The 9,209-nt window shown below is 65.3% G+C and carries 6 protein-coding genes and 1 pseudogene; 5 read left to right on the forward strand and 2 right to left on the reverse strand.

The window, feature by feature from the left end; genetic code table 11:
- Positions 1-4: 4 nt before the first annotated feature.
- Together ACNQVK_RS08600 and kstD are read right to left on the reverse strand one after the other, a co-directional pair.
- A complete protein-coding gene (locus ACNQVK_RS08600; RefSeq protein WP_418029188.1) occupies positions 5-865 on the reverse strand; it encodes a MaoC/PaaZ C-terminal domain-containing protein in 861 nt (286 codons plus the stop codon).
- Positions 866-2,718, reverse strand: a pseudogene (kstD, locus tag ACNQVK_RS08605) (3-oxosteroid 1-dehydrogenase).
- Here kstD and ACNQVK_RS08610 point away from each other — a divergent pair.
- The 5 genes from ACNQVK_RS08610 to ACNQVK_RS08630 all read left to right on the forward strand — a co-directional run bounded on the left by ACNQVK_RS08610 (position 2,618) and on the right by ACNQVK_RS08630 (position 9,161).
- Positions 2,618-3,403: a 2-keto-4-pentenoate hydratase gene (locus tag ACNQVK_RS08610; protein ID WP_418029189.1), complete on the forward strand. Its 786-nt coding sequence runs from the start codon at positions 2,618-2,620 to the stop codon at positions 3,401-3,403. The pseudogene kstD and the gene ACNQVK_RS08610 overlap by 101 nt on opposite strands.
- Before the next feature lie 10 nt (positions 3,404-3,413).
- The gene (locus tag ACNQVK_RS08615; protein WP_418029190.1) at positions 3,414-4,361 is read left to right on the forward strand and encodes an acetaldehyde dehydrogenase (acetylating); all 948 of its coding nucleotides are present in this window, start codon (positions 3,414-3,416) and stop codon (positions 4,359-4,361) included.
- Entirely contained in the window at positions 4,358-5,413 is a 1,056-nt protein-coding gene (dmpG, locus tag ACNQVK_RS08620) for a 4-hydroxy-2-oxovalerate aldolase (protein ID WP_418029191.1), read from the forward strand. Before ACNQVK_RS08615 ends, dmpG begins: the two co-directional genes overlap by 4 nt.
- Positions 5,414-5,626: 213 nt before the next feature.
- Entirely contained in the window at positions 5,627-7,702 is a 2,076-nt protein-coding gene (locus tag ACNQVK_RS08625) for a RecQ family ATP-dependent DNA helicase (protein ID WP_418029192.1), read from the forward strand.
- Positions 7,703-8,930: 1,228 nt separating this feature from the next.
- On the forward strand, positions 8,931-9,161 hold the full coding sequence (locus tag ACNQVK_RS08630; protein WP_044520656.1) for an MbtH family protein: 231 nt from the start codon (positions 8,931-8,933) through the stop codon (positions 9,159-9,161).
- Positions 9,162-9,209: the final 48 nt, after the last annotated feature.

Below are 9,209 nucleotides of genomic sequence, written 5' to 3' on the forward strand. Positions count from 1 at the left end.
AAGGCTAGGCCGGGACGAGCTCCACGCCCGACAGTACGACGGCGTTGTCCCGCGACGGTGCGGTCAGCACGCCGATGAACTTGCCGTCTTCCTTCCAGATGTTGGCCTGCAGGGTCTCGCCGGGGAACACCACGCCGGCGAACCGCGCACCGTAGGACGCCACCTGCGAGACGTCACCGTCGAGCAGGTTGTCGACGATGGCCTTGCAGCCGATGCCGTAGGTGCACAGCCCGTGCAGGATCGGCCGGTCGAAGCCCGCCGCCGCGGCGAAGGCCGGGTCGGAGTGCAGGGGATTACGGTCGCCACACAACCGGTACAGCAGCGCCTGCTGCGGCAGCGTCGGCAACGAGATCTCGATATCGGGTGCGCGGTCAGGCAGTTCGGTCGAGGTCGCGGGTCCGCGCTCGCCGCCGAATCCACCCTCGCCGCGGGCGAAGATCGACCGCTTGGTGGTCCACAACACCGTGCCGGATTCATCGGTCACCGTGGACTCGCTGACGATGACGGCGGCCTTGCCCTTGTCCCAGATCTCGGTGAAGCGCTGCACCGACTTCGCGGTTCCGCTGGTCGGGATCGGACCGGGCACGCTGACGGCCTCGCTTGCGTGCAACACCTTGGACAGCTCGATGTCGATGCCGGGGAACTGCACCTTGGGCGGCTCGGTCATGTGGAAGCTGACCGCGACATTGCCGAACGTCGGCAGCACCTGTGGGGTGTCGTCGACGAGGTAGCTCAGCTCGCGCGCGCTCATCGGGTCGGCGCCGGCGCCGAGGCCCAGGTGGTACAGCTGGATGTCGCTGCTGGTCCAGGAGAACTCGATGGGTTCCAGCTCGGCGCCGAGCGCCTTGTCGAGATCGATTGGCATCTACTTCTTCCCTGCAATGTCTAGTGCTGCGAGGTAACCCCAGGTCATGGCGGGTCCGATGGTCCCGCCCGGGCCGGGATAGGTGTGACCCATCACCGGTGAGCTGACGTTACCCGCGGCGTAGAGACCCTCGATGACCGAGTCGTCGTCGCGCAGCGCGCGTCCCTGCAGGTCGGTGCGGATGCCGCCCTTGGTGCCCAGATCGCCCGGCACCATCTTGGCCGCGTAGTACGGGCCGTGCTTGATCTCGCCGAGGTTCGGGTTGGGCTTGTTGGTCGGATCGCCGTAGTAGCGGTCGTAGGCGCTGTCGCCGCGCTTGAAGTCCTCGTCCACCCCGGAGCGGGCGAACCCGTTGAACCGGTCGATGGTCGCGGCAAACGCGTCGGCGGGCAGGCCGGTCTTGGCGGCCAGCTCCTCGAGGGTGTCGGCCTTGACGATGACGCCCGATTCCAGCCACTTCTTCGGAATGCGTTGTCCCGGCTGCAGACCCGCGAAGATGAAGCGGTCACGGTACTGCTGGTCGAAGATCAGCCAGGCCGGGATGTTCTCGCCCGGGCCCGCGCCCTGGCCGTATTCGCCGCCGTACATGTGGTGGCAGGCCTCGACGTACGGCATCGACTCGTTCATGAACCGCTTGCCGGCCATATTGACGATGATCGAGCCGGGGGAGTTGCGCTCCGACAGGGCGAACCAGGGCGAGTCGGTCAGCGGGACCGTCGGGCCCCACCACGAGTCCTCCATGAATTCGAGTGCGGCGCCCTGCTTTTCGGCGGCGAGGATGCCGTCTCCGGTGTTGGCCACCGCGCCCACGGTCCACTCGGTGGTGATGGGTGCGCGCTGGTACTTCACCCGCATCTGCTCGTTATGCTCGAATCCGCCGGAGCCCAGGATCACGCCGCGGCGCGCCCGGATCAGTTGCGGCTCAGCGGAACTGTCGCGGGGATCGACAACGTAGACGCCGCGGACGATGCCGTCCTCGACATAGAGATCGGTCAGCGCGGTGTTCAGCTGGACCGGGACGCCGGCCTGCTGAAGGCCGATGCGCAGCGGGGCGATCAGTGCGCGGCCCATGCCGACCAGGTTCTTGCCGGTGGCGTTGGCCCACACGGAGCGCACCCCCACCTTGATGCTGCGCAGGACGCCGCGGGGATGACGCTTGAGCTGGTTGAGCCGGACGTAGTCCTGCTGCATCACCACCATGTTCATCGGCACCTTGCCGTACGGCGGCTCCAGGCCCTTCTCGTCGGCGCCGAGCTTCTTGGCGTTGAACGGCTTGGGCTCCACCGAACGGCCGGTGGGCTTCCCGCCGGCGTCTCGGGGTAGTAATCCGAGTACCCGGGCACCCAGCACAGCTTCAGCGGCGAGTTCTTCAGGACGAACGACAGCATCTCCGGCGAGCGGTCGAGATAGGTGTCGATCTTCTCCGCGGGCACCACGTCGCCGATGGTTTTGTGCAGGTAGGTGCGGGCGGCGTCGGGCGTGTCCTTGACCCCGTCACGCTTGAGAATCTCGTTGTTCGGGATCCACACCCCACCACCTGACCGCGCAGTGGAACCTCCATAGTGCGGCGCCTTCTCTACGACTACTGTCGAGAGGCCCTGGTGGGCTGCGGTGAGGGCGGCGACCATGCCGGCAGCGCCGCTGCCGACCACGACAACGTCGTACTCCTGTCCAGTCATGTAGAACACGTTATAGAATTGACCGGCAATCCAACAACCGCCCCGGTCAAAGAAGTGAGGGGAATTCACCAGAATGCTTAGCGACGAGGTGCGTGCCCAGCTGGCCGCCGACCTGGCCCAGGCCGAGCGCAGCCGGGTTCCGATGACCCCGTTGACCGACGGTAACCCCGACATCGACGTGGTGGATGCCTACGAGATCCAGTTGATCAACATCCGGCAGCGAGTCGCCGAGGGTGCACGGATCATCGGCCACAAGGTCGGCCTGTCCAGCAAGGCCATGCAGGACATGATGGGCGTCGACGAGCCGGACTACGGCCATCTCCTCGACGAGATGGAGGTGTTCGAGAACGTCCCGGTGAAGTCGTCGAACTTCCTGTACCCGAGGGTCGAGGTCGAGGTCGGGTTCATCCTCGCCGACGATCTGCCCGGGGCCGGATGCACCGAGGAAGACGTGCTCGCCGCGACCGCTGCGTTCGCCCCGGCGATCGAGCTGATCGACACCCGCATCACCAACTGGCAGATCAAGTTGTGCGACACCATCGCCGACAACGCGTCGAGCGCCGGATGGGTGCTGGGCGAAGCGCGGGTCTCGCCCAAGGACGTGGATATCTGCAACATCGACGCCGTGCTGACCAACCACGGCGAGGTTGTCGCCGAGGGACGCAGCGATGCGGTGCTGGGAAATCCGGTCACCGCGGTGGCCTGGTTGGCCCGCAAGGTGGAGAGCTTCGGGGTGCGCCTGAAGGCCGGTGACATCGTGTTGCCGGGCTCGTGCACACGTGCGATAGATGCACCTCCGGGCAGCGATTTCGTCGCTGACTTCGCCGGGTTAGGTTCAGTAAGACTGAGTTTCGAATAAGGGAGCCGATATGGCTGAAAAGGCATCAGTTGCCATTGTCGGGTCGGGCAACATCAGCACCGACCTGCTGTACAAGTTGCTGCGGTCGGAGTGGCTCGAGCCGCGCTGGATGATCGGTATCGATCCGCAGTCCGAAGGTCTGGCACGTGCTCGGAAGCTGGGCCTGGAGACCTCGCACGAGGGCGTGGACTGGCTGCTCGCACAGAGCGAGAAGCCGGACCTGGTGTTCGAGGCGACCAGCGCCTACGTGCACCGCGATGCGGCCCCGCGCTATGCCGAGGCCGGCATCCGCGCCATCGACCTGACCCCGGCGGCCGTCGGCCCCGGCGTGATTCCGCCGGCCAACCTGCGCGCGCACCTCGATGCGCCGAACGTCAACATGGTCACCTGTGGTGGCCAGGCGACCATCCCGATGGTCTACGCGGTGAGCCGCGTCGTCGACGTGCCTTACGCCGAGATCGTGGCGTCGGTGTCGTCGGCCTCGGCCGGTCCGGGCACCCGCGCCAACATCGACGAGTTCACCAAGACCACCAGTGCCGGCGTGCGCGACATCGGTGGGGCCCGCAACGGCAAGGCGATCATCATCCTCAATCCGGCCGAGCCGCCGATGATCATGCGCGACACCATCTTCTGCGCGATCCCCGAGGACGCCGACCACGCCGCGATCACGCAGTCGATCAAGGATGTGGTCGCCGAGGTGCAGACCTACGTCCCGGGCTACCGCCTGCTCAACGAACCGCAGTTCGACGAACCGTCCGTGGTCAACGGTGGAAACCACCTGGTCACGGTGTTCGTGGAAGTGGAGGGTGCCGGTGACTACCTGCCGCCTTACGCTGGAAATCTGGACATCATGACCGCGGCGGCGACCAAGGTCGGCGAGGAAATCGCGAAAGAGTCGCTGTCGGGCGCCGACGAGCGCTCGCGCGAGGAGCAGACAACTGCAGGAGGTGCACGATGACCGCCGATATTTTCTTCAACCCCGCGTGGGACGTCCGGATGACGGACACGTCGCTGCGCGACGGGTCGCACCACAAGCGGCACCAGTTCACCAAGGACGAGGTCGGCGCGATCGTCGCCGCGCTGGACACCGCCGGTGTCCCCGTCATCGAGGTGACCCACGGTGACGGCCTGGGCGGGTCGAGCTTCAACTACGGGTTCTCCAAGACCCCGGAGCAGGAGCTGATCAAGCTGGCCGCCGAGACGGCCAAGGAAGCCAAGATCGCCTTCCTGATGCTGCCCGGTGTGGGCACCAAGGAAGACATCAAGGAAGCCCAGGGGAATGGTGGCTCGATCTGCCGCATCGCCACCCACTGCACCGAGGCCGATGTGTCGATCCAGCACTTCGGGCTGGCCCGTGAGCTGGGTCTGGAGACCGTCGGGTTCCTGATGATGAGCCACACCATTCCGCCGGAGAAGCTGGCCAAGCAGGCCCGCATCATGGCCGACGCCGGCTGCCAGTGCGTGTACGTCGTGGACTCCGCTGGCGCCCTGGTGCTCGAAGGTGTCGCCGACCGGGTGTCGGCTCTGGTTGCCGAACTCGGTAACGATGCGCAGGTCGGTTTTCATGGCCACGAGAACCTCGGTCTGGGTGTGGCCAACAGTGTCGAAGCGGTCCGTGCGGGTGCCAAGCAGATCGATGGCTCGTGCCGTCGGTTCGGTGCCGGTGCCGGCAATGCCCCGGTCGAGGCGCTGGTCGGGGTGTTCGACAAGATCGGCGTCAAGACCGGTATCGACTTCTTCGACATCGCCGATGCCGCCGAAGAGGTCGTCGCCCCGGCGATGCCGGCCGAGTGCCTGCTGGACCGCAACGCGCTGGTGATGGGCTATGCGGGGGTGTACTCCAGCTTCCTGAAGCACGCGGTGCGCCAGGGCGAACGCTACGGAGTGCCCGCCCACGAGCTGTTACTCCGCGTCGGGCAGCGCAAGCTGATCGGTGGTCAGGAAGACCAGCTCATCGACATCGCACTCGAGATCAAGCGCGAGCAGGAAGCCGCGGCCGCCAAGGCCTAGACGCTGACTCTGAGTTGGATTTGTGCACGATTTTCCGCGGCAGCCGCGGAAAATCGTGCACAAGACACTGCTGACCGCCCATCCCGATCACCGGTGTTTGGCAAAAGTTGACACAGTTTCATGTTTAAGCGGAATGCTTAGTGCCCCTGCGGTTTCGGCGATTGAGCCGTTGGCGTGGTGAAGGGTGTCAGTCGAGCCCGGCATGATTGGGCCATGGCAACCCGCGAGCAGGCCCAGTCGATCCTCGAACAGCTGGCCGGGCCCGAGGCGGTTCTGCGAGATGACCAGTGGGCCGCCATCGAGGCACTGGTGGTCGAGCGGCGCCGGGCGCTGGTCGTACAACGCACGGGGTGGGGCAAGTCCGCGGTCTACTTCATCGCGGCCAAGCTGCTGCGCGCCTCCGGTCGCGGGCCGACGGTGATCGTCTCGCCGCTGCTGGCATTGATGCGCAACCAGGTGGCCGCTGCCGAGCGCGCCGGGGTGCGGGCCGCGACGATCAACTCCGGCAACGTCACCGAGTGGGACGCGATCCATCAGCAGGTCGCCGAGGGGGAACTCGACGTGCTGCTCGTCAGCCCCGAGCGGCTCAACAATCCTGACTTCCGCGACAACGTCCTGCCGGCGCTGGCCGCGGATGCGGGCCTGGTGGTGGTCGACGAGGCGCACTGCGTGTCGGACTGGGGACACGACTTCCGGCCGGACTACCGTCGCATCCGCACCTTGATCGGCGAATTGGGTTCGCAGATACCGGTTCTCGCCACCACCGCGACCGCAAACGACCGGGTGGTCGGTGACGTCGCGGCCCAACTCGGAGTCGGCGGGTCGGACACCCTGGTGCTGCGCGGTGGTCTGGACCGTGAATCGTTACGGCTGTCGGTGGTGCAGGTGGGCACGCCCGCACAACGTGCCGCCTGGATTGCGGCGCAACTGGATTCCCTGCCCGGCTCCGGCATCATCTACACCCTGACGGTGGCCCAGGCGCACGACGTGGCGGCACTCCTGGCCGAGCGCGGCCACAAGGTGGCGGCCTATACCGGGTCCACCGACACCACCGAACGCGAACAACTCGAAGCCGACCTGCTCGACAACCGGGTCAAGGCACTCGTGGCGACGTCCGCGCTGGGGATGGGCTTCGACAAACCCGACCTGGGGTTCGTCGTGCATCTCGGGGCGCCGTCGTCCCCGATCGCCTATTACCAGCAGGTGGGCCGCGCCGGGCGTGCCACCGACAGCGCCGAGGTGATCCTGCTTCCCGGCACCGAGGACCAGGACGTCTGGAGGTATTTCGCGTCGGTGGCCTTCCCGTCCGAACCCATGGTGCGCCACGTCATCGGGGCACTGGAGACCGACCGTGCACAGTCCACGCAGGCGCTGGAACCGCTGGTCGATCTCAACAGGTCCCGCCTCGAGATGGTGCTCAAGGTGCTCGACGTGGATGGGGCGGTCCGCCGGGTGAAGGGCGGCTGGATCGGCACCGGAATGCCCTGGAGCTACGACGAGGCCCGTTACCGGGCACTTGACGAGGCGCGGCGCCGGGAGCAGCAGGCGATGCTCGACTATCAGGCCACCGACGGCTGCCGGATGGTGTTCCTGCGCGGTCAACTCGACGATCCCGAGCTGGCCCCTGACGCGCGATGTGGACGATGTGACAACTGCACCGGTCGGCGTTACCAGGCTGCGGTGGCGCAGGACATCCTCACCGATACCGCGCAGCGGCTGTCCCGGCCCGGCGTCCTGGTGGCCCCGCGCAAGCAGTGGCCGTCCGGACTGGCCGCGCTGGGTCTGCCGCTGTCAGGCCGGATCGCCGACGGCGCCGCACCGGGGCGGGCGATCGGCAGACTCACCGATCTCGGCTGGGGAGCGCGGCTACGGCGCCTGCTCGCCGAAACCGACGGCGAGGTGCCCGACGACGTGATCGGCGCGGCCATCGAGGTGCTCAAGGCGTGGGATTGGGATCAGCGGCCGGTAGCGGTGATGGGGCTGGACTCTCACGCGCATCCGGTGCTGATCTCTTCGACGGTGCAGCGGCTGGCGCAGATCGGGCGGCTGACGAATCTGGGCGTCCTGCCCTACGCCCCGCAACACCGCCCTGTCACCGCCGCGAATTCAGCCTATCGGGTGGCTGCGCTGGACGGTGCCTGGGAATCGCCGCAGCTTGATGTCGACGGGCCGGTGCTGCTGGTCGATGACATGACCGATACGGGATGGACACTGACGATGGCCAGCCGGGTGCTGCGCGAGGCTGGAGTGCCCGAGGTCTTGCCATTGGTGTTGGCGAGCGTCAGCTGACTGCGAGCGAACTTCTGAGCTTCGGTCTGCGTGGTGGAAAACCCGTCGCAAAATGACGCTGCCAGCAATTAAGGCCCGAGTTTGTTTCACTAGTCAACAAGTGTTGTTTACTGCTTCTGCAAGTGCGTGCACTTATCACGTCAATTGGCCCGGGTTTGAAGCCGGTCGTTGGCTGCCCAGGAAGCGGCGATGAAGATCAAGTGGGCGTCGGCCCGGTACTGCGGAATCCGTGCCAATTGTTCGCTGGTTTTTGCGATCGAAAAGTTTGAAAACAAACGATCTTGATAAAACGGTAAGGATTGCGTGGCTAACTGTCACTCCTCGGTTCCGATCGTGATTCACCCCGGGTCGACGTTCCCGGTCGTTTCGCTCGGGTTTTGCTGAATCGGTGATGTCAGGGGTTGAGCCACCCATAGCCGGGGCTGGGGCCCTACCTGCGCGCCGCCACTATTGGGCGCAGCTTCGCTAGATAGAACTACACACGTGTTCTTGATATCTGCCGCGATCATCGTGTCGCCGTCAATCCCGGGAGTTGTCCGGATGGAATGGGTGCGCGGACGTCGCTTCTTCTCTGTTCCGGGTCAAACGAGCTGCCGCGCATGAGCTCGGTCCTGCCACTGATCGGACGGATCTAGAACGACGCGGTCGCCGTGTGTTTCTGCTGGGAATCGCCTGTGTACGCGGTTTGAAAGGCCGTCGTGACCGGCGTTCGGGGGTGTCCTCGAGGCGACCTGACCTCGCTGTGTACCCCATCCGCTCGCCGCACCGCGTCCGCGTCGGAACTGAGCATTACGTGGCCACCGGCATGGGAAGAATGGGGCGATGGATCTCGTCGGTCGTCGCGCGCCCTGAAGTTTGACGGCGACATTCGACCGTAGTTGTCCGCGTCGAGGGGCGACGGATCGTACTTCCGAGACCGCTGAAAGGTTGCGAGTCGCCCAAGCCAGTGGGGTCGTAGCCGCGAATATGGCGTGTATTTGCCCGACATCTGCTGGGTCCTCGAGAGAGAAGATGAATACCATCGATGTAGCAACAGATAATTCCTGGTTCGCTAATTTCTGCACCCCCGTCAAGAAGATGTGGATATGCTGGCGCTCTGCAACTAGACACGTCATAGCTGGAGTAGGCCAAAGAAACAGACATCGTGCGGGCAAGGTGCGGGACTGGGCGTCGTGCATCGGATTCCTGAGCGATTTTTACTGGTCAACTCGACGGTGGGGAGGACCAGGTGAGCATCAACCCGTTTGACGACGACAACGGCCGTTTCCTCGTCTTGATCAATGACGAGGAGCAACACAGTCTGTGGCCGACCTTCGCGGACGTTCCGGCCGGCTGGAAGGTGGTGTTCGGCGAAGCCGATCGCGCTGCGTGTCTGGACTATATCGAGCAGAACTGGCCGGATATCCGGCCGAAGAGCCTGCGCGATCGATTAGCGCAGAGCCAGGGGTCCGACAGGTAAATAAAGGGGCCGGGGGGGCTCGCATTACATCTCGCGGTGGGAGAGTCC

Source organism: Mycobacterium sp. 134 (assembly GCF_048282715.1).
GTDB lineage: Bacteria > Actinomycetota > Actinomycetes > Mycobacteriales > Mycobacteriaceae > Mycobacterium > Mycobacterium septicum.